This window comes from Myceligenerans xiligouense (genome assembly GCF_003814695.1).
Taxonomy (GTDB): Bacteria; Actinomycetota; Actinomycetes; order Actinomycetales; family Cellulomonadaceae; genus Myceligenerans; species Myceligenerans xiligouense.
This window is the reverse complement of the sequence record NZ_RKQZ01000001.1, coordinates 839,697-860,014: the sequence shown is the minus strand read 5'-3', so window position 1 is coordinate 860,014 and position 20,318 is coordinate 839,697. Positions and strand designations below refer to the sequence as shown.

At 72.3% G+C, this 20,318-nt stretch carries 15 protein-coding genes and 1 pseudogene; 6 read left to right on the top strand and 10 right to left on the bottom strand.

What is annotated here, in order from left to right:
• Positions 1 to 62 precede the first annotated feature (62 nt).
• The 5 genes and pseudogenes from thrB to secA all read right to left on the bottom strand — a co-directional run.
• The gene (thrB, locus tag EDD34_RS03635; protein WP_123816299.1) at positions 63 to 1,037 is read right to left on the bottom strand and encodes a homoserine kinase; all 975 of its coding nucleotides are present in this window, start codon (positions 1,035 to 1,037) and stop codon (positions 63 to 65) included.
• A gap of 83 nt (positions 1,038 to 1,120) precedes the next feature.
• Positions 1,121 to 2,221, bottom strand: a complete 1,101-nt coding sequence (gene thrC, locus EDD34_RS03630; protein ID WP_123813362.1) for a threonine synthase — start codon at positions 2,219 to 2,221, stop codon at positions 1,121 to 1,123.
• A 2-nt stretch (positions 2,222 to 2,223) separates the two neighbouring features.
• A complete protein-coding gene (locus EDD34_RS03625; RefSeq protein WP_123813361.1) occupies positions 2,224 to 3,507 on the bottom strand; it encodes a homoserine dehydrogenase in 1,284 nt (427 codons plus the stop codon).
• A gap of 16 nt (positions 3,508 to 3,523) precedes the next feature.
• A complete protein-coding gene (locus EDD34_RS21540) occupies positions 3,524 to 3,787 on the bottom strand; it encodes an SEC-C metal-binding domain-containing protein (protein ID WP_425462371.1) in 264 nt (87 codons plus the stop codon).
• Between the two features lie 215 nt (positions 3,788 to 4,002).
• Positions 4,003 to 6,508, bottom strand: a pseudogene (gene secA / locus EDD34_RS03620) (preprotein translocase subunit SecA); the annotation flags it as partial.
• A gap of 205 nt (positions 6,509 to 6,713) precedes the next feature.
• On the opposite strand from secA, the gene EDD34_RS03615 reads away from it, so the two are divergent.
• The 6 genes from EDD34_RS03615 (at position 6,714) to EDD34_RS03590 (ending at position 14,562) form a co-directional block, all read left to right on the top strand.
• Positions 6,714 to 8,375, top strand: coding sequence for a cation:proton antiporter family protein (locus EDD34_RS03615; protein WP_123813359.1), 1,662 nt, complete (start codon positions 6,714 to 6,716; stop codon positions 8,373 to 8,375).
• Positions 8,376 to 8,528: 153 nt separating this feature from the next.
• Positions 8,529 to 9,422: a ComF family protein gene (locus EDD34_RS03610; protein ID WP_123813358.1), complete on the top strand. Its 894-nt coding sequence runs from the start codon at positions 8,529 to 8,531 to the stop codon at positions 9,420 to 9,422.
• A 207-nt stretch (positions 9,423 to 9,629) separates the two neighbouring features.
• Positions 9,630 to 10,274 carry a ribosome hibernation-promoting factor, HPF/YfiA family gene (hpf, locus tag EDD34_RS03605; protein ID WP_123813357.1) on the top strand — a complete coding sequence of 215 codons (645 nt, stop codon included), beginning with the start codon at positions 9,630 to 9,632 and terminating at the stop codon, positions 10,272 to 10,274.
• A gap of 123 nt (positions 10,275 to 10,397) precedes the next feature.
• Positions 10,398 to 11,078, top strand: coding sequence for an MtrAB system response regulator MtrA (mtrA, locus tag EDD34_RS03600; RefSeq protein WP_123813356.1), 681 nt, complete (start codon positions 10,398 to 10,400; stop codon positions 11,076 to 11,078).
• Complete coding sequence (gene mtrB / locus EDD34_RS03595) at positions 11,078 to 12,805, top strand: MtrAB system histidine kinase MtrB (RefSeq protein ID WP_123813355.1); 1,728 nt, start codon at positions 11,078 to 11,080, stop codon at positions 12,803 to 12,805. Before mtrA ends, mtrB begins: the two co-directional genes overlap by 1 nt.
• The gene (locus EDD34_RS03590) at positions 12,805 to 14,562 is read left to right on the top strand and encodes an LpqB family beta-propeller domain-containing protein (RefSeq protein ID WP_123813354.1); all 1,758 of its coding nucleotides are present in this window, start codon (positions 12,805 to 12,807) and stop codon (positions 14,560 to 14,562) included. Before mtrB ends, EDD34_RS03590 begins: the two co-directional genes overlap by 1 nt.
• A 56-nt stretch (positions 14,563 to 14,618) precedes the next feature.
• Here the strand turns inward: EDD34_RS03590 and EDD34_RS03585 are convergent, their stop codons facing one another.
• The 5 genes from EDD34_RS03585 to EDD34_RS03565 are packed head-to-tail and all read right to left on the bottom strand — an operon-like array spanning position 14,619 to position 20,307.
• Positions 14,619 to 15,950 carry a DUF58 domain-containing protein gene (locus tag EDD34_RS03585; RefSeq protein ID WP_123813353.1) on the bottom strand — a complete coding sequence of 444 codons (1,332 nt, stop codon included), beginning with the start codon at positions 15,948 to 15,950 and terminating at the stop codon, positions 14,619 to 14,621.
• Between the two features lie 10 nt (positions 15,951 to 15,960).
• Positions 15,961 to 17,028, bottom strand: coding sequence for an AAA family ATPase (locus EDD34_RS03580; protein WP_425462341.1), 1,068 nt, complete (start codon positions 17,026 to 17,028; stop codon positions 15,961 to 15,963).
• Positions 17,025 to 18,302, bottom strand: a complete 1,278-nt coding sequence (locus tag EDD34_RS03575) for a DUF4350 domain-containing protein (RefSeq protein WP_123813352.1) — start codon at positions 18,300 to 18,302, stop codon at positions 17,025 to 17,027. The genes EDD34_RS03580 and EDD34_RS03575 overlap by 4 nt, the downstream gene beginning before the upstream one ends.
• Complete coding sequence (locus EDD34_RS03570) at positions 18,299 to 19,066, bottom strand: DUF4129 domain-containing protein (RefSeq protein ID WP_246012167.1); 768 nt, start codon at positions 19,064 to 19,066, stop codon at positions 18,299 to 18,301. The genes EDD34_RS03575 and EDD34_RS03570 overlap by 4 nt, the downstream gene beginning before the upstream one ends.
• 8 nt (positions 19,067 to 19,074) lie before the next feature.
• Positions 19,075 to 20,307, bottom strand: a complete 1,233-nt coding sequence (locus tag EDD34_RS03565; protein ID WP_123813350.1) for a DUF7847 domain-containing protein — start codon at positions 20,305 to 20,307, stop codon at positions 19,075 to 19,077.
• Positions 20,308 to 20,318 lie beyond the last annotated feature (11 nt).

Genomic DNA, 20,318 nt, shown 5'->3' with positions numbered 1-20,318 from the left:
GCTTTCAATCCCGAAAGGCTCACTGCATCCTACCACCTCGTCAAGGCTTGGTATCCGGAAACTCAGGCCCTTTTTTCCCGAGTCGCCGGCACGGACGATAACGCATCCGGATGACCCGGAAGTCTCCTCGCCCGCGCGCCCGCGGTGTCGATCCCCGGCCGCAGCACGCGCCAGCCCGAGGCCTCGTCCACGACCGAGGAGAGCACGGCGTCCCGCCGCGCGGCGTCCCGGCCGGCCGCGAGGACCAGCACGGAGGGCCCCGCGCCGGAGATCGTCGCGGCGAGTCCTTCCGCGCGCAGTGCACGCAGGAGCTCGCTCGACGCGCCCAGCACCGCGCCCCGGTAGGACTGGTGCAGCCGGTCCTCGGTCGCCTCCGGAAGCAGCTCGGGCCGCCGCGCCAGCGCCTCCACGAGCAACGCGGCACGGCCCACGGTGAAGGCCGCGTCGGCGTGGCTGACGCTCGCGGGCAGCGCGGCCCGGGCTCGCGAGGTCTCCAGACGCGCCTCGGGCACGATGACGGTCGCCTCGATCGCCGGGTCCACCTCCAGGTCGACGGCGCGCGGCCCGTCGTCACCCGTCCAGGCCACGGTCGCGCCCCCGGCGATGGCCGGTGCGGCGTTGTCGGGGTGGCCCTCGAACTCCGTGGCGAGCCGTAGGACGGTCGCCGCGTCGATGGCGCGAGGGTCGGCCAGCAGGGCACGCGCCGCCACGATCCCGGCGACGACGGCCGCCGACGACGACCCCATGCCCCGTCCGTGCGGGATCACGTTGCGGCACGTCATATGGATCCCGGTGGGCGTGGCACCCGCGAGATCCAGCGTCCGGCGCAGGGCGCGCACCACGAGATGGTCCTCCCCGAGGGGCACCTCGCCCGCACCCTCGCCCTCGACGTCGACGATCACCTCGTCGGCCGCGACGAGGCGCACCTCGACCTCGTCGTGGACCGCGAGAGCGAGCCCCAGGGCGTCGTACCCCGGGCCGAGATTGGCGCTCGTCGCGGGCACCCGGACCACCACGTGGTCGGCACCGAGTTGCATCTGGTCTGCCTTCTGGATCATTCCGGTCCGTCGTTCCCGGGGGATGGTGCTCGCCGAGAGCTCAGAGCCCGATCGTCGTTTCCTCAGTCGAGCCCGAGCGCCGTGGCGATGCCGACGACGTCCGCGCCCACCTTGGTGGGCGTGACCTCGCCGCCGTCGGCCGTGCGCAGCGCCCAGCCCGGGTCCTTGAGTCCGTGCCCGGTCACGGTGATCACGACGCGCGCGCCGGCTGGCACCAGCCCGCGTTCGGCACGTGCCAGCACGCCCGCGACGCCCGCGGCGGAGGCGGGCTCCACGAAGACGCCGACCTCGGCGGACAGGATCCGGTGGGCGGCGAGGATCTCCTCGTCCGACACGGCCTCGATGACGCCGCCGGACGCGTCCCGCGCGTCGATCGCCTGCTGCCAGGAGGCAGGGTTGCCGATCCGGATGGCCGTGGCGACCGTCTCCGGCTGGTCCACCGGGTGGCCCTTGACGATCGGCGCGGCGCCGGCGGCCTGGAAACCCCACATGGCCGGGGTGCGCGACGCCCCCACGGGCCCGGCCTCCGGGTCCGCGTACTCGGTGTAGCCCTTCCAGTAGGCCGTGATGTTCCCCGCGTTCCCCACCGGCAGGACGTGGATGTCGGGCGCGTCACCGAGCGCGTCGACCACCTCGAACGCCGCTGTCTTCTGCCCCTCGATCCGGTCCGGGTTCACCGAGTTCACGAGCTCGACCGGGTAGGCCTCGGCCAGCTTCCGCGCCGCGACCAGGCAGTCGTCGAAGTTCCCGTCCACCTGGAGCAGCTGGGCGCCGTGCGCGATGGCCTGGCTGAGCTTCCCCATCGCGATCTTGCCGTCCGGCACGAGCACCGCACAGGTCATCCCGGCACGCGTGGCGTACGCGGCGGCCGACGCGGACGTGTTGCCCGTGGAGGCGCACACGACGGCCTTCGCCCCCCGGGCGGCCGCGGCCGAGATCGCCGTGGTCATCCCCCGGTCCTTGAACGAGCCGGTCGGGTTCATGCCCTCGAACTTGACGTACACCTCGGCGCCCACCCGGTCACCGATCGCCGGAGCGGGGATGAGCGGCGTACCGCCCTCACCGAGCGTCACGACGTGGCTCGTGACGTGCTCGGGGAGGCGGTCGGCGTACTCCTGGATGACACCGCGCCACTGGTGGGCGGTGGGGGCAGCGACGGTCATCTTCATCCCTCGACTCGCAGGACCGACATGATCCGGCGGACGGACTCGAGCCCGTCCACCGCGGCGACCGTGGCCGCCAGGGAAGCCTCGCGCGCGGAGTGCGTCGTGAGGACGAGCGTGGCGCTGCCACTGGTGGCGGCCGTCTGGCTCACGGTCTCGATCGAGACGCCGTGGTCGCCGAGCACGCCGGCCACCTCGGCCAGGCCGCCCGGACGGTCGGCCACCTCGAGGCGGACCTGGTAACGGGTGACCGCGGCGTCCTGCGGCAGCACGGGCAGGGCGGCGTACGTGGACTCCTGCGGTCCCTTGCCGCCCAGCACGCGGTGCCGGCCCGCGGAGACGATGTCGCCCAGCACGGCCGACGACGTCGGGCGGCCACCCGCACCCTGCCCGTAGAACATGAGCGGGCCGGCCGCGTCGGCCTCGACGAACACCGCGTTGAACGCACCGCGGACGTTGGCCAGGGGGTGGTCCTTCGGGACGAGCGCGGGATGCACGCGCGCGGAGACGCCCTCGGACGTCCGCTCGGCGATCGCCAGCAGCTTCACGCAGTAGCCGGTGCGGTCGGCCCATTCCACGTCCTCCGCCGTGACGCCGGAGATGCCCTCGCACGCGACGTCCTTCATCCGGACCCGGGTGTGGAAGGCGAGGCTCGCGAGGATGGCGGCCTTGGCGGCGGCGTCGTACCCCTCGACATCGGCGGTCGGGTCCGCCTCGGCGTACCCGAGCTCCTGCGCCTGCTTCACGGCGACGTCGAGCTCCAGGCCGTGCGACGACATCTGGTCGAGCACGTAGTTGGTGGTGCCGTTGACGATGCCGAGCACGCGCGTGATGTCGTCACCGGCGAGGGACTCGCGCAGCGGCCGGACGATCGGGATCGCGCCGGCGACCGCGGCCTCTCCGTGGATGTCGACACCGGCGGCGTCGGCCGCCTCGTAGAGCGACGGACCGTCGTCGGCCAGGAGCGCCTTGTTCGCGGTGACGACCGCCGCCCCGCCGTCGATCGCCCGCAGGAGCAACGACCGCGCGGGCTCCAGCCCGCCCATCAGCTCCACGACGACGTCGGCCTGGTCGACCAGCGCCTCGGCGTCCTCCGTGAGCAGGTCGCGAGGGATCGCGATGTCACGCGGAGCGTCGACGTTGCGCACGGCGATGCCGGCGATCTCCAGCGGCGCCCCGACACGTGCCGAGAGGTCCTCCTGGTCGTACAGGAGCGTCTTCGCGACCTGGGTGCCGACGACTCCGCAACCGAGCAGGGCGACGCGCAACGGTCGGGGTTCGGTCATCGGTACTCGTGTCTCCTCAAGCGTCGTTCAGGCCGTGACAGGCCTTGTACTTCTTGCCCGAACCGCAGGGGCACTGCGCGTTGCGCGGCGTGCCCGGGAAGGTCCGTGTGTCCGTGGGACCCGACGACGCCTGCGCGGGCGCGCCGGCGGCGGCACGGCGGCCGCGGCGGGTTCCCGGTCCCTGGACGAAGGCGGAACCGCTGCCGTCGTCGCTGGGCGCACTGTACGTCAACGGCGTGCGACGCGGCCCTTCGAGTCCACGAGCCTGGAGCACGGGCATCGGCTGGGTCTCGGTCGGCTCCGGCTGCCCCGTGCCGAGACGGCCACCACGCGGTGCCACCTTCTCGTCGCGCCCCACCGGGGCCATCACGCCCGTCATGCCGCTCGCACCGGGAACTCCCGCCGCGTCGGCGGCGCCCGGCGCGGGCCCGGCCGTCCGGACGCCGTCGGCCACGGCTCCCGCGACCGCGCCCGCGGCGTCCGGCTGGCCGCCCTCGGCCTGCTGCACCGTCACCTCGAGGTTGAACAGGAATCCGACGGACTGCTCCCGGATCGCGTCCTTCATCGCCTCGAAGAGCTGGAAGCCCTCCCGCTGGTACTCCACCAGGGGGTCGCGCTGCGCCATGGCGCGCAGACCGATGCCCTCCTTGAGGTAGTCCATCTCGTACAGGTGCTCGCGCCAGTTGCGGTCGGTCACCGACAGCACGACCCGGCGCTCCAGCTCACGCATCGCGGCCGCGCCGAGTTCCTCCTCCCGGGCGGCGTACGCGACGCGCGCGTCCGAGAGGATCTCCTCGAGCAGCAGGTCACGGCTGACGCTGCCAGGTCCGCCGGCCTCGCTCACCACGTCGTCGACGGTGATCGACACCGGGTAGACGTTGCGCAGCGCCGTCCACAGCCCGTCGAGGTCCCAGTCCTCGGGCGCGCCCTCGGCCGTCGCGGCCGTCACGTACTCCGTGATGATGTCGCTGATGAAGTGCTGCACCTGCTCGTGCAGGTCCTCGCCGTCCAGCACCTTGCGCCGCTCCGCGTAGATGATGTCGCGCTGGCGGGACAGGACGTCGTCGTACTTGAGCACGTTCTTGCGGATCTCGAAGTTCCGCGACTCCACCTGCGCCTGCGCCGACTGGATGCCGCGCGTGACCATCTTGGACTCCAGCGGCATGTCGTCCGGGAAGCCGGCGCGGTGCATCATCGCCTCGGCCAGGCCGGAGTTGAACAACCGCATCAGGTCGTCCTGCATGGACAGGTAGAACCGGGACTCGCCCGGGTCGCCCTGGCGGCCGGAACGGCCGCGGAGCTGGTTGTCGATACGCCGGGACTCGTGACGTTCCGTACCCAGCACGTAGAGGCCGCCGAGCCGCGTCACCTCGTCGTGCTCGGCCGCCACGGCCTGCTGTGCCTGTTCCAGCGCCTGCGGCCACGCGGCCTCGTACTCGTCCGGCGTCTCGGCCGGGTCCAGGCCCTTCTCGGCGAGCGCCGCGACCGCGATGTGCTCGGCGTTGCCCCCGAGCATGATGTCGGTACCGCGGCCGGCCATGTTCGTGGCCACCGTGACCGCGCCCTTGCGGCCCGCCATCGCGATGATCGACGCCTCGCGCTCGTGCTCCTTCGCGTTCAGGACGCTGTGCGGCACGCCCGCCTTCTTCAGCAGGCCGGACAGCAGCTCCGACTTCTCGACGCTCGTGGTGCCGACCAGCACCGGCTGGCCGGCCGCGTGGCGCTCCACGATGTCGTCCACGACGGCGTTGAACTTGCCCTCCTCGTTCTTGTACACGAGATCGGGCTCGTCGATGCGCTGCGGCGGCTTGTTCGTGGGGATCGGGACGACGCCGATGCTGTAGGTGCCCTGGAACTCGGCGGCCTCGGTCTCGGCCGTACCGGTCATGCCCGCGAGCTTGTCGTAGCGGCGGAAGTAGTTCTGCAGCGTGATCGTGGCGAGCGTCTGGTTCTCGGCCTTGATCTCGACGCCTTCCTTGGCCTCGATCGCCTGGTGCATGCCCTCGTTGTACCGGCGGCCGGCGAGAATACGGCCGGTGTGCTCGTCGACGATCATGACCTCGCCGTTCATCACGACGTAGTCCTTGTCGCGCTTGAACAGCTCCTTGGCCTTGATCGCGTTGTTGAGGAAGCCGATCAGCGGGGTGTTCAGCGACTCGTAGAGGTTGTCGATGCCGAGGTAGTCCTCGATCTTCGCGATGCCCGGCTCCAGCACGCCGACCGTGCGCTTCTTCTCGTCCACCTCGTAGTCCTGGGAAGGCACGAGGCGGCGCACGACCTTGGCGAACTCGACGTACCAGCGGTTCGCGTCCCCGGAACCGGGGCCCGAGATGATCAGCGGCGTCCGCGCCTCGTCGATGAGGATGGAGTCCACCTCGTCGACGATCGCGAAGTGGTGGCCGCGCTGCACGAGGTCGCCGGGCGACCAGGCCATGTTGTCGCGCAGGAAGTCGAAGCCGAACTCGTTGTTGGTGCCGTAGGTGATGTCGGCGGCGTACTGCTCGCGGCGCTCGGCCGGCGTCTGGCCGGAGACGATGACGCCGGTCGTCATCCCGAGGAAGCGGAACACGCGGCCCATCAGCTCGCCCTGGTACTTGGCGAGGTAGTCGTTCGTGGTGACGACGTGGACGCCCTTGCCCTCCAGCGCGTTGAAGTACGCGGCGGTGGTGGCCACCAGCGTCTTGCCCTCACCGGTGCGCATCTCGGCGATGTTGCCGAGATCGAGCGCGGCGCCGCCCATGATCTGCACGTCGAAGTGACGCTGGCCGAGCGTGCGCCGCGCGGCCTCACGCACGGCCGCGAAGGCCTCGGCACGGATCTCTTCGCGCGCGGTCCCCGCGGCGAGCCGCTCCCTGAAGCGCTCGGTCTCCTCACGGAGCTCGGCGTCGCTCAGCTCCTCGAAGCTCGGTTCGAGCCGGTTCACCTGCTCCGCGATGGAGTGCAGCTTCTTGAGCGTCCGGCCCTCGCCGAAGCGAAGGACCTTCTCGAGAATCGAGGGCACGCGGGTTCTCCCGGATCGGTCGGTGTGATACTGCCCACCAGTGGGCAAGGCCCATCGTAGGCCGTAAGGCTGGATGTTCGACACAACGGTGTCAGGCGCGAATCGGTTACGCCGCCCGGTTCGCTCAGGGGAGAACGGCACGCGATCCTCGCGCCGACATCGGGCCGACCACGGCACGAAACCTTTCCCGCCTAAGATCGCCCCCATGGTGACCGCGGCAACGTTCCTGCTCGTCACGACGGCGCTGGGGCTGGGCGCACACCTGTTCCGCCTCCCGCCGCTGGTGGGCTTCCTCGTCGCCGGTTTCGTGCTGCACGGAGCAGGGTTCGCCGAACCCGTCTACCTGGAGACCGTCGCGGAGCTCGGGGTGACGCTGCTGCTGTTCGGCATCGGGCTGAAGCTGGACCTGCGCTCCCTGCTGCGCAAGGAGGTCTGGCTCACCACCTTCGCCCATCTGCTCGTCAGCGTCGCCATCGCCATCGGCTTCCTCGGCGCGCTCGGCGGTATCGGGCTGTCGCTCCTGGCGGACAAGGACCTGGGCACGCTCGCACTCATCGGCCTCGCGCTCTCGTTCTCCTCGACGGTCTTCGTCGTCAAGGTGCTCGACGGCCGGTCCGACCAGCGCGCCTTGTACGGGCGCATCGCCATCGGCGTGCTGATCATGCAGGATCTCATCGCCGTCGCCTTCGTGTCCGTCACCGCCGACGAGCCGCCGAGCCCGTGGGCCCTCGCCCTCGTGCTGCTCGTCCCGGGCGCGTGGCTGCTGCGCAAGGCCTGGTCGCGCATGGGTCACGGTGAGCTGCAGGCGCTGTTCGGGATCGCCGTCGCGCTGGGCCCCGGCTACGCGCTCTTCGATCTCGTCGGCCTCAAGGGTGACCTCGGGGCACTGGTGATGGGCGTCCTGCTCGCCGGGCACGCGAACAGCACCGAGCTGAGCCGCAACCTGTTCACCCTCAAGGAGCTCCTGCTCGTCGGTTTCTTCGTGTCCATCGGCTTCGCGGGCGAGCCCTCCGGCCCGACGATCGTCGTCGGGCTGCTCGTGCTGCTCATGCTCCCGCTGCAAGGGGTCGTCACGGCCCTCCTGCTGCGCCTCATGCACCTGCGCAAGCGCACGGCGATCCTGAGCGGCCTCGTGCTGACCAACTACTCGGAGTTCGGGCTCATCGTCGTGGCCGTCGGTGCGGAGGCCGGCCTCCTCGCCGAGGACTGGGTGGTCGTGCTCGCGGTCGCCGTCGCGATCAGCTTCGTGCTCGCCTCGGCCCTGAACACCCGCGGCAACGAGATCGCCATCACGCTCGCCAGGCGGTTCCCCTCCAAACCGAACGACTGGCTGCACCGTGAGGAGCGTCTCATCGACGTGTCCGACGCCGAGGCGCTCGTGCTGGGCATGGGCCGTATCGGCCGCGGGGCGTTCCGCCAGCTCGCCGAGGACTACGGGATGAACGTCGTCGGCGTCGAGCACGACCCCGAACGCGTCGCCGCTCTGCGGGCCGAGGGCTACGCCGTGGTCCAGGCGGACGCCACCGACATCGAGTTCTGGGGGCGCGTGCGCAGTGCCGGCAACGTCCGCCTGGCGGTCCTCGCGATGCCGTTCCACCAGGCCAACCTCATCGCTCTCGGCCAGCTGCGGGCCGGCGAGTTCGCCGGCACGGTCGCGGCGGTGGCCAGGTACGACGACGACGTCGCCGAGCTGGAGCGACACGGCGCCGACCTGGTGTTCCACCTCTACGGAACGGCCGGGCTGGCTCTGGCGGACCATGCGGCCGAGGCGGCTCTCGGCTACGACGCGGCCGAGGAACGACGTGACGCGCAGGTCGAGGCGCGCCGCGAGGCCGGCGGCGAGCCCGGGCGACGCGAGACCGGCTGAGGGCCGGACGAAGCGAAACCGGCGGCGAGCCGGACCACGTGGAAACCGGCGGCGAACCGGACGACACCTCGATCGGCAGGCGCGAGGCGCGCGAGTCTCGTTCCACCCTGTGGACAACCGGCGGGCGGACGCGAGGCCGGGCAGGCTGACCGCATGTCCCCGTCCAGCCCCGCGCCCGGCAGCCCGGCCGCCGCGGCCTCGCGTGCCGCACTCCGACCGCTCGTCGACCTCACCCGGCTGCTCCTGCCGGTCGCCTGCCCGTGCGGCGAGCCCGACGTGCGGTGGTGCGCGCGGTGCGGCGAGCGGTTCACGGGGCCACCGGTCCGGGTCGAGCACGGGGCGGGTCGTCTCGACCGTCTCGACGGCGTACCGCCGCTCCCTGTCTGGGCTCTGACGGAGTACACCGGGCCGGTCCGCGACGTCGTCGTGCACTGGAAGGACCGCGGGCGGGCGGACCTGGACCCTCTGCTCGCCGGGGCACTGCTCCGGGCCGCCCGCGGCCTTGCTCCGCTGCCGGTCGACCCGCTGCCGGTCGACCCGCTGCCGGTCGACCCACTGCCGGTCGCCCCGTCGCCGGCCGGCCCGTCTCCCGCCACGCTCTCTCGCTCCAGGCCATCTCACGCCGCCCCGCCGCGCCCCGTCTCGCCGTCCGCCGTGATCGCCGTCGTCCCCGTGCCGACGGCGGGGCCCGCCCGGCGGCGGCGGGGGCGCGATCCCGTCCGCGTGCTGGCCGCCGCCGTCACGCACGGGCTGTACGACGGCGGAAGTCCGGCCCGGCTCGCGCCCGTCCTGCGCCGTCGTGCCACCCGGGATCAGGTAGGGCTCGGCTCTCGGGCGCGAGGGCGAAACCTTTCCTCGGCGGTGCGGCCCGTCCGCCGACTGGATGGATGCGTCTGCATCGTGGTCGACGACGTCCTCACCTCCGGAGCCACTCTCGCTGCGAGCGAACACGCCCTCGAATCGGCCGGGGCGGACGTGCTCGGAGCAATTGTGCTGGCAGCGACTCCGCCGCCCCACGATGACCCCGGACGTGCGGCAACGTGCTGACGAGTGGTCAGTACATGTCGCGTTGTTTACCTGCCGTTGGGGGTGTCGCAAACTCCTGCTTCGGGGTTAGCCTGAGGTACCCCGAGGGGCCCTGGCCCTTCGACACCGCGACGGGGGGTGGTCCATCCCGGCACCGCGCAAGGTGCCCCATTTCACAGCGGAACCCGGGCGCGCAAGGCGCCCACGACCCGAAGCGGAGATAGCAACATGGAGATCGTCGTCGTCGGCAGGCACACGGTGGTGGCGGACAAGTTCCGTCAGCAGGTGGAGGACAAGCTCTCCAAGGTTGAGCTGCTCTCCCCCACGGCCAGGCGGGTGGACGTGGAGGTCACGCACGAGAACAACCCGCGGATGGCCGAGCAGCGCGAGCGCGTGGAGCTCACCGTCCGGGCGAAGGGGCCCGTGATCAGGGCGGAGGCCGCGGCTGACGACCGATTCGGCGCGCTCGACCTCGCGATCGACAAGCTCAACGAGCGGCTGCGCCGCGCACGCGACCGGCGCAAGCATCACCGGAACCACAGGCCGAACCCGAACACGACGACCCCCCGCCCGCTCGACGACGACATCCTCACGCCCCGCGACCGTCCGGAGACCGAGGTCACGGCGCCGGCCGCGCTCACCGAACCCGGCGACTCCGTGGAGACCACGATGGGCGACTCGCCCGTCGTCATCCGCCAGAAGCTGCACCACGCCGAGGCCATGACCCTCGACGACGCCGTCTACGAGATGGAGATGGTGGGCCACGACTTCTACCTCTTCATCGACAAGGAGACGGCGCGCCCGTCCGTGCTCTACAAGCGCAAGGGGTGGTCGTTCGGCGTGATCCAGCTCGACGAGGCCTGCACCGGATAGGGCCGCCCGGCGCCGCCCGCACGGCCGCGCGGGCGGGTCCAGCACCCGCCCGCGCGTCGCCCGGGCGCCCCCGCCGCGCGGATTCACCCGTGGCACGCGGGTGGACCTGGCACACTGGACACCATGAAATCCCGCGTGCTTGTCGTCGACGACGACACCGCCCTGGCAGAGATGATCGGCATCGTGCTTCGGGGCGAAGGGCTCGAACCGATCTTCTGCACGGACGGGGACGAGGCCGTGTCGATGGCTCGCATGCACCAGCCGGACCTGATCCTGCTGGACGTCATGCTGCCCGGCAAGGACGGCGTCCAGGTCTGCCGTGAGATCCGCGCCGAGTCCGGCGTCCCGATCATCATGCTCACCGCGAAGTCCGACACGGTCGACGTCGTGCTGGGCCTGGAGTCCGGGGCCGACGACTACATCTCGAAGCCGTTCAAGCCCAAGGAGCTCGTCGCGCGCGTCAAGGCGCGGCTGCGACGCACCGAGGACCCGGGGCCGGAGCGGCTCCAGGTGGGTGACATCGACATCGACGTCACCGGTCACACCGTCACCCGGGACGGCGAGAAGATCGCCCTCACACCGCTGGAGTTCGACCTGCTCGTCGAGCTCGCCCGCAAGCCGTGGCAGGTGTTCACCCGCGAGGTCCTCCTCGAGCGGGTGTGGGGCTACCGGCACAGCGCGGACACGCGCCTGGTGAACGTCCACGTCCAGCGCCTGCGTTCGAAGATCGAGCGCGATCCGGAGAACCCCGAGATCGTCCTGACGGTGCGGGGGGTCGGCTACAAGGCGGGTACCCCGCAATAATGCCCAGGGTCACGTCCTGGCCGCGCCGCGCAACCATCCGCGCCCGCATCACGGTGGTTCGCCTGGTGCGCCGGGCGGTGCACGCGTTCCGTGCCTCCCTCCGGCTCCGGATCATGTCGTCGGCGCTGGCCATCGGCGTCGTGGCGGTGGCCGTGCTCGGGCTGTACCTGTCGACGTCGGTCCGTGACGGCATGGTGGAGCGCCGGCTGGAGTCGATCGTCAACGAGAGCTCCGCCCTGACCGCCGACGCGAACCAGCAGTTCCGGAGCTCGGCGGTCGCGGACGAGCAGCAGGCGCAGCAGCTCATGAGCTCGGTGGCCGAGCGGATCATGAGCAGCGCGTCCAACGTCGAGGCGGTTTTCGTCGTGCACCCCCTCGACACCCAGCCGCAGGTCAGCGACGTGATCGTCCCCGTCAGCATGGGTATTCAGCAGAACGCCCTGCTCACCACGGACCTGCGTCGCGCCAACGCGGAGCTGCGGGAGCGCGGGGGGACCACCGGCGAACAGGTGATGCAGTTCACCGAGGTGCGGGACCCGGTGCAGGAGAACGCCGCACCGGGCGTCGTCGTCGGCACGTCGCTGCAGGTGCCGCGGTTCGGCACGTACGAGATCTACTACGTCTACTCCCTGCAGGCGGAACAGGAGACCCTGTCGTTCGTGCACCGGGTGCTCGGTATCGGGGCGGCCTTCGTGCTCCTGCTCATCGGTCTGATCACGGCCCTCGTGAGCCGTCAGACGGTGGCCCCGGTGACGCGGGCCGCCGCCGTGGCCGAACGCCTGTCGGACGGCCATCTGGACGAACGGCTCCCCGGCGTCACGGGCATCGACGAGATGGCGACGCTGTCCCGGTCGTTCAACGCGATGGCCGACAGCCTCCAGCAGCAGATCCAGCAGATGGAGGAGCTGTCCGCGGCGCAACGGCGATTCGTGTCGGACGTGTCGCACGAGCTGCGCACGCCGCTCACCACGATCCGCATGGCGGGCGACGTCATCCACTCCGCGCGGGACCAGCTCAGCGCGGACGCGAGCCGGTCCGCGGAGCTCCTGACCGATCAGATCGACCGGTTCGAGGGACTTCTCGCCGACCTGCTCGAGATCAGCCGCTTCGACGCCGGCGCCGCGGTGCTCGACGCCGAACAGCGTGACCTCGGCGACGTGGTCATGTCGGTGGTGCAGATGGCCCGGCCGCTCGCGGAGAACAAGAACGCCCCGCTGTCCGTGCGGCTCCCCGACGGCGACGCCGTGGCCGACATCGATCCGCGGCGCATCGAGCGCATCGTGCGCAATCTCGTGGTGAACGCGATCGAGCACTCCGAGGGGCGTCCGGTGGAGGTGACGGTCGCGCAGGACACCAGCGCGGTGGCCGTCGTCGTGCGCGACTTCGGGGTGGGGATGACCACACCGCAGGTCGAGCACGTCTTCGACCGCTTCTGGCGGGCCGACCCGGCTCGTGCCCGGACCACCGGAGGGAGCGGCCTCGGGCTCGCCATCGCACAGGAGGACGCCCGCCTGCACGCCGGCCGCCTCGAGGTCTGGGGCAGGCCGGGGCGGGGCGCGAGCTTCCGGCTCACCCTGCCGCGCCGGGCGGGTATCCGCCTCGACTCGTCGCCGATCCCGCTCGTGCCAGACTCGCACGAGCCCCAGGTGACCACCGATCAGATCCCGGTCGTGCATCCGCCCACGGGTCCGTCGCCGACCAGCATTCCCGACCTGGAGGTCCGCTGATGCGCCCCACGCACGTGGCCGCCGGGCTGGCCGCCATCCTCGCCCTCCTGGCGCCGGTGGCCGGCTGCGCGTCGGTGCCGTCGTCAGGCCCGGTCATGTCCCGCCAGGCCGACCAGAGTGACGAGGACGCGGTCGGCTTCATTCCCCCGGAGCCCGCGGACGACGCCGACCCCGCGAGGCTCGTGCGATCGTTCCTGCTCGCCGGCGGCTCCGGCTCCACGGCGACGACACAGTACGAGCAGTACGACACGGCCCGGCTGTACCTGACGAACGACGTGCAGGAGTCGTGGGCGCCGACGGAGAACGTGGTGGTCTACTCGGGTGCGCCCGACATCACGGTCGACGCCGAGGGCGCCGACGCCGCCGACGTCACGGTCTCGGTGGACGCCGTCTCCCGGGTCGACGCGCACGGGATGTACGCCGAGGCGTCAACCGTGGCTCCGTTCACCACGAGCTTCTCGCTGACCCGGGACGACGACGAGCAGTGGCGCATCGACGAGCTCGAGGACGGCATCCTCGTGCCGGAGCGCCAGTTCGCGAACCAGTTCAAGGCGACGCGGCTGTACTTCCCGACCCAGGACCTGCGGGAGTGGGTGCCCGACCAGCGCTGGTTCCCGCGCAGCGCCTGGCGGACGAGCGCGGTCGCGGAGGTGCTGACCGGCCCGCCCGCCTGGCTCCAGGACGCCGTCGACACGGTGGCGCCGGTAGGCACGCAACTGGCCGTCCCCACCGTGACCGACAACAGCGACGGCGCCGTCGAGGTACGGCTCGGCGGGGACATCGCCGACCTGGACGAAACCAAGCGCGGACTGCTCTTCGGACAGCTCGAGGTCACACTGTCCGACGGCGAGGTGCGGCCCGAGATCGCGCTGTACGCCGGGGACGCCCGGCTGAGCGACCCGATGACTGATAAACCGGACATCCCCTCCACCCGAGGGACCGCCATCGCCTTGTCCGGCGAGGAGCTCTACACGGTGTCCGACGACCGGCTGGCCGACTTCGAGCGTTCGGTCCACCTGGAGGAGCTCGACCCGACGGCGATCGCGCTCGGCCCGGGAGCATCGCCCGTCGTCGTGCGCGACGGCCGGACCCGGATCCTGCGGGTCGCGGACGTCGACAACGCCACCGGGCAGCAGGAACTCCTGGCGGGAACCAGGCTCGTCGAACCGTCCGTGGACCGCCACGGCTACGTCTGGTCGAGCGACGACCCGGGCCACGACGATTTCGACCCGTCGAAGGACGACGGGGAACTGCTCGTGGCCCACGAGTCGGGCACCCGGCACGACCGGAGCCCGGAATGGCTGAGCGGCCGGCAGGTGATCGGGGTCCGTGTCGCTCCGGACGGCGCGCGGGTCGCTGTGGTCAGCCGCCGAGCGGGCACGACCTCCGTGCACGTCGCCGCCGTCAGACGGGGCGAGAACGGGGAGCCCGAGCAGCTCACCACGCCGCTGGAGGTCGCGGCGTCCGTTCCCGGCGTGGTATCGGCCCAGTGGTCCGGCGAGACGTCGCTCCTCCTGCTCACGCGTGACGACGAGGGCACGACCGCGATGTACGAGACCGGCGTGGGCGGCCTGCCGGACGACAGCGGCAGCACCGAGACCGTCCAGGAACTGGCCGACGTGACGAACCTGGCCGCGGGCGTCACCGACGCCGGCGCACTGGCCCTCACCCGCGGCGGTGACCTGTACCAGGAGAACGCCACGGGCTGGGGCGACCCGATCGCCGAGGACATCGCCGCGGTCGCCTATCCAGGCTGAGCGGTCACCTGTCCGGCTGACGCCGACGTTCTCCGGCGGTCGGCGGGCACGGCGCGTCAGAGCCGGCCCGCGGCCTTCAATGCCAGGTAGCTGTCCGCGAGGCGGGGGGCCAGGTCGTCCGGCAGCGCCTCGACCACCTCCGCGCCGTAGCGCCGCAGCATGGTCGTGGCGGCCGTGCGCTCGAGGTCACCGCGCGCCGCCGCGGCGGCGTCGTACACCTCCGACGACGACTCGCGGCCCCTGGCCATCTCGGCGACCTCCTCGTCGGCCACCGACGCCACGACCACCTGGTGGTTGCGCGTGAGCTGGTCGACGACGGCGAGCAGTCCGTTCTCCACGGCCGCCGGGTCGAGCGTCGTGAGCAGCACGACGAGCGCGCGCTGGGACATCCGATCGCTCACCTGCCCCACGACGCCCGGCCAGTCGGTCTCCAGCAGCGCCGGCCCGACCACGCTCAGCGCCTCGGCCATGGCGGGCATGAGCCGCGGCCCGGCCGCGCCCTGCACCCGGGCCCGGACCGCACGGTCGTAGGCGACGAGCTCGACCCGGTCACCCGCCTTGCTCGCCAGCGCCGACAACAGCAGGGCCGCCTCGATGCTGGCGTCCACGCGCGGTGCGCCGATCTGGCTGCCCACCGCACCGACCCGGGCGGCCGACGTGCGGCCCGTGTCGAGCACGATCAGCACGCGACGATCACGCTCGGGGCGCCACGTGCGCACCACGACCTCGCTCCGCCGGGCGGTCGCGCGCCAGTCGATCGAGCGGACGTCGTCACCCACCACGTACTCGCGCAGCGAGTCGAACTCGGTGCCCTCCCCGCGGACCTGCACCGCGGCCCGCCCGTCGAGCTCGCGCAGGCGCGCCAGGCGGGAGGGCAGATGCTTGCGGCTGGCGAACTCCGGCAGCACCCGGAGCCTGCCGGGCACCGGCAGCGTGTGCTGCCGTCCGGCGATCCCGAGCGGACCGAGCGTGCGGACCGTGACGCCGCCGGCGAGCCGATCGCCCCGCCGCATCGGCCGCAGCGAGGTGGTCAGGCGGATCGCCTCCTGGTGGGGCAGGTCGACGGCGTGGCGACCCGGACCGCCCGGGACGGAGCCTTCCCCCGCACGGGCAGACGGTGGCCACGCGTCACGGACGACACCGCGCAGCCGGCGCCCCGACACGTTCCGGACCACCAGCTCCGACGCCGTCCGCTCGGCCAGCCGGACCGACTGCGGGACGAACCGCTGGACCTCGACCCGGCGCGCCGAGGCCGCCAGCGCGATGTCCGCCCAGCACACGAGGACCACGAGCAGCGTCCACGCGACCACGGTCCCGGCACTCGGCCAGAGCAGTGCCGGGATCACACCCGCCGCCATGAGCGCAGCGGCTCGCCAGGTCAGGGCCATCCGGCCCGCCTCAGCGGGGCACCGGCACGGAGGCCAGCACCGTGTCGAGCACGCCCTCGGCCGTCACGCCCTCGAGCTCCGCCTCCGCCCGCAGCTGGATGCGGTGTCGCAGCGTCGGATGGGCGAGCGCCTTGACGTCGTCGGGCGTCACGAACGAGCGGCCGGACAGCCAGGCCCAGGCTCGCGACGTCCGCAGCAGTGCCGTGGCCCCACGAGGCGAGACGCCGAGCGAGAGCGAGGGCGAGTACCGCGTGGCGCGGCACACGTCGACGGCGTAGCCGAGGACCTCGCGCGACACCTGCACCTTGCTCACCTCGGCGCGGGCGCGGGCGAGCACGTCGGCGTCCGCGACGGGTGTGAGCCCCGCGCCGCGCAGGTCGCGGGGGTCGAAACCGGCCGCGTGGCGGGCGAGGACCTCGACCTCCTCCTCGCGCTCGGGAAGCGGCAGGACCAGCTTGAGGAGGAACCGGTCGAGCTGCGCCTCCGGCAGCGGGTACGTGCCCTCGTACTCGACCGGGTTCTGCGTGGCGACGACGACGAACGGGTCCGGCAGCATGCGCGGCGTGCCGTCCACGGAGACCTGCCGCTCCTCCATCGCCTCCAGCAGCGACGCCTGGGTCTTGGGCGGCGTCCGGTTGATCTCGTCGGCGAGCATCAGGTTCGTGAACACCGGGCCCTCCCGGAAGGAGAACTGCGCGGTGTTCGCGTCGTAGACGAGGGAGCCCGTCACGTCGCCGGGCATGAGGTCCGGGGTGAACTGCACGCGCTTGGTGTCCAGGGACAGCGCCGCCGCGAGCGAGCGCACCAGCAGCGTCTTCGCGACGCCGGGCACGCCCTCCAGGAGCACGTGCCCCTGGCAGAGCAGTGCGATGAGCAGGCTTGTCACCGCCGAGTCCTGGCCGACGACGGACTTGCCGACCTCGGTGCGCACGGCCGCCAGCGCGGACCGGAGACTCTGCGACGGCGCGAGCGACTGCGATGGGGCGTCGGGTGATGCGATGCCAGGCTGGGCGGCGTCCGGCTGGGCGGCGTCCGGCCGCGGGGCCGGATCCGGCCGGGTGTACACGGGTTCGGTCACGATCGGTGGACCTCGCTCTCCAGGTTGTCGAGACTCCGGGCAAGCTCGGTGAGCCGGCCGTCGTCGGTGGGCGGGGGCCCGTACAGCAGTTGTGCCACCTCTTCGGTGGAGCGATGGGTGGCGGCCGCCACCGCGTCGGTCACGGTCGTCGCGTCGGCCGACCGGGCGAGGCCCAGTCGCTGCGCCATGCGGTGCGCCGCGGAGGCCCGCAGCCCCGCCGCCGCGTGACCCCGCGCACGTACCGCACGGTACAGCCGTGCGCGGCCCCGCATCGTCTCGGCCGATCGCACCAGCACCGGCAGCGGCTCCGTCACGAGCGGGCCGAGTCGCCGGGCGCGCCAGATGGCGAGCATCAGGCCGGTGAGCAGGAGGACCCAGACCACGGCGCCGGCGCCCCGGGGCAGGACGCTTCCGGCGCTCGCCTCGGGAGCCCGCACGCCGTCGTCGTCGCCGTTGCCCTCGCCCGAACCGTCGGGCGGCCCCTCGAACATGGTCGCGTCGAAGAGATCGGGGACGAGCCAGGTCAGTTCGTCGTGCGCACCGAGCGTCCACAGCGCGAGCGCCGCGTTGCCGCGCTCGAGCACGGAGTCGTTGCGGATCAGGGACGGGTCGTGGATCACGTGCACCCACCGGCCGTCGACCTGTACCCGCACGTAGGCGAACCCGTCACCGCCGGCGGCGGGCCAGCAGCTGTCGCCGTTGCCCCGCACGACAGCCAGTCCGGCGTCGAGGCGGACCTCCTGGGCGGCGCGGGCCGCGGGCGCCGCGCACTGCGGACCACCCATGGCCGCCGGTCCCGCGTACCAGGCCTCGACCCGGCCGTCCGTGAAGGCCTCCAGGAGCTCGTAGTCCGGGGCGAGCAGCACGACGTCGGACTCCGTCGCGACGAGCGCCTCGATCTGTCCCGGCTCGAAGTAGGCGGGGTGCGGGGTGACGACCAGCGTCCGCCCTGCCGACGCGCCGTCGAACGCCTCCCGGACGGTGCGCACCTCGTCCACGGTCACCCCGTGTTCCCCGAGAACCTCCGCGACGGCGCGCCCGCCGTCGTCGTCCGGGTTGCCGGTCGAGTACGGGATGTCGGACCCCACCGGCCGGGTGAAGGCGAGGACGAAGACGAACAACCCGATCGCGCCCACGACGAGCGCGATCCATCCCACCGTCTTCCACGAGAAGCGGCGCCCCGCGGGGCGTCCGACGACGACCGGCGCGCCGGTCCCGGATCCGCCGTGCGGTCGCGGTCCCGCGGGCGGGGCCGCGGTGTGCGTGGTGCTCACGGCGCGTCCACCCCCCGCCCCGAGGTGTCGGGCCCGCTCGCGGCGGGCGGAGTCCCCGGGTCCCCGGCGGGGACAGCTCCGGCGGTGGCGCCGACGGAGGGGGTGGGCGACATCGGCGCGCCGGTTCCCGCGCCGGGGCCGGCGGGCTCCGTGCGTTCCACCCGTGCCGCGATGACGGCCTCGTCGAGCTCGCGCAGGGCGGTGTCGTCGCGTGCGGATGCGTCCTCGCCGCCGTACTCGACCTGGTCGAAGACGCCGGCGGCGAGGTGCAGCCGGGCCGCGAGGCCCGGCAGGCGCCCGCCGATGTCGTTCGCCGCCTCCTGGGCGGTACGGCCCGGGCGCGGGTCGATGACCGCGCGCTCCTCACAGGACCGGACCACGGCCCGGTACCGCTCCGCGACGGCCGTCGTCCAGTCGCCGGACCGCGCGGCGGCCTCCGCGGCGGCGCGCATCTGGGCGGCGGTGCGGACGTCGTCCTTCTCCACGACGGCGTCGGACCGCTTGCGCCCTCGCTCCCGGCGGACCGGGCCGGCCACGAACCATGCGATCGCGAGCACCACCAGGACGATGCCCACGATCGCGATCGCGAGCTGTGGCCCGGGCAGCCCGGTGACCGGGATGTCGTCCAGGCCGCGGAACCAGTCGACGACCGCGTCGACGAGACGCTGGAGCAGGCTCTCCCGCTCGGCGTACTCGGCTCGTTGCAGCTCGGTCCGGAGCCAGTCGTGCGCCTCCTCACGGCCGGGCTCGACCGGAGGCTCCATCCATGCCGTCATCGGTCCGCCGTGGCCGCCGCGAGCTGGACGTCGAGGCCCTCACGGCGCATCCGCGTGTCGATGTAGAGCAGGGCGACGACGGCGCCCATGAAGATCGTCTCCAGCAGGGCGACGACCAGGGTCGTGAGCGCGATGCCGATCTGCACGACGATCGGGCTCGCCATCACCGACGCGAAACCGAATCCGTACGAGATGGGCGCGCTGATGATCTGCGCCAGGAAGGAGAGGATCAGGTACGTGAGCAGGTAGATCCCGAGCATGCGCCAGAAGACGCCCCGCGTCAGACGCCAGGCGCGCACCACGGTGCCCCAGAACCCCTGACGCTCGAGCACCATCGCCGGGGCCATGAGCAGAGTCCGGACGACGAACCAGAAACCGAAGACCAGCAGGCCCGCCAGGGCCAGGAAGATCCCGAACACCCCGAGGCCTGTGTCGAGCGCGAACATGCCCGCCACCACGGCGACCGCGACCAGGAACACGACGACCACGGCGAGCCCGCGCAGCAGGCCGAGTGCGACGAGGAACCACCAGCGCGGACCCACACGGCGCCAGGTCTCGGCCATGGTGACCTTCTTGTCCATGACCGACTCGCTGACGGAGAGGGCGACGCCTCCCACCGCGAGGGGTGCGGCGAGCGCCAGCGTGACCCCGGTGCCGAGCCCCACCCCGTACAGCCCGGGGATCAGGCCGCTCATCTGGCTCATGGCCGCGACATCGGCCGGGTCCGCGGACTCGGCCGCGATCGCGTCCTCGAGCTGGCCCCACAGGTCCGCGAAGATCGTGGTGAGCGGGAGGCTGAGCAGGGCGCCCACCGCGGCGGCGACCGCCAGCACGATCGTGGTGAACCCGAGGACCACGCCCGGGTTGTGCCGCACCGCCTGGAAGGCGCCGTCGTAGATCTCCCCGAGCGAGAGCGGGCGCAAGGGGATGATGCCCGGCTTCTCGGCGAGCGGCGGAAGCGGACCGGACGGCCCGCCGTACCCGGGTCCCGGCTGCTGCCCGTACTGCCCCTGCCCGTACTGCCCCTGCCCGTACTGCCCCTGGCCGTACTGGCCCTGCCCGTACTGGGGCGCCGACTGCGGCGACGCCGCTCCGGCCCCGGGCACGCCGGCGGCCTGCTGGCCCGGACCGTATCCCGGCGCGTACTGGCCGTAGCGCGGCGGCTCACCCCACCCGTTCTGGGGGGCGGGCGTGCCCGAACCGCCGTCAGGACTGGCTGGCGTCGTCACAGGCTTTTCTC

What these genes read in the sequence shown, in the direction of transcription:
- thrB (WP_123816299.1), bottom strand. Translation starts at nt 1,037, where the DNA reads ATGCAACTCGGTGCCGACCACGTGGTGGTCCGGGTGCCCGCGACGAGC.
- thrC (WP_123813362.1), bottom strand. Translation starts at nt 2,221, where the DNA reads ATGACCGTCGCTGCCCCCACCGCCCACCAGTGGCGCGGTGTCATCCAG.
- EDD34_RS03625 (WP_123813361.1), bottom strand. Translation starts at nt 3,507, where the DNA reads ATGACCGAACCCCGACCGTTGCGCGTCGCCCTGCTCGGTTGCGGAGTC.
- EDD34_RS21540 (WP_425462371.1), bottom strand. Translation starts at nt 3,787, where the DNA reads ATGCCCGTGCTCCAGGCTCGTGGACTCGAAGGGCCGCGTCGCACGCCG.
- EDD34_RS03615 (WP_123813359.1), top strand. Translation starts at nt 6,714, where the DNA reads ATGGTGACCGCGGCAACGTTCCTGCTCGTCACGACGGCGCTGGGGCTG.
- EDD34_RS03610 (WP_123813358.1), top strand. Translation starts at nt 8,529, where the DNA reads ATGTCCCCGTCCAGCCCCGCGCCCGGCAGCCCGGCCGCCGCGGCCTCG.
- hpf (WP_123813357.1), top strand. Translation starts at nt 9,630, where the DNA reads ATGGAGATCGTCGTCGTCGGCAGGCACACGGTGGTGGCGGACAAGTTC.
- mtrA (WP_123813356.1), top strand. Translation starts at nt 10,398, where the DNA reads ATGAAATCCCGCGTGCTTGTCGTCGACGACGACACCGCCCTGGCAGAG.
- mtrB (WP_123813355.1), top strand. Translation starts at nt 11,078, where the DNA reads ATGCCCAGGGTCACGTCCTGGCCGCGCCGCGCAACCATCCGCGCCCGC.
- EDD34_RS03590 (WP_123813354.1), top strand. Translation starts at nt 12,805, where the DNA reads ATGCGCCCCACGCACGTGGCCGCCGGGCTGGCCGCCATCCTCGCCCTC.
- EDD34_RS03585 (WP_123813353.1), bottom strand. Translation starts at nt 15,950, where the DNA reads ATGGCCCTGACCTGGCGAGCCGCTGCGCTCATGGCGGCGGGTGTGATC.
- EDD34_RS03570 (WP_246012167.1), bottom strand. Translation starts at nt 19,066, where the DNA reads ATGGAGCCTCCGGTCGAGCCCGGCCGTGAGGAGGCGCACGACTGGCTC.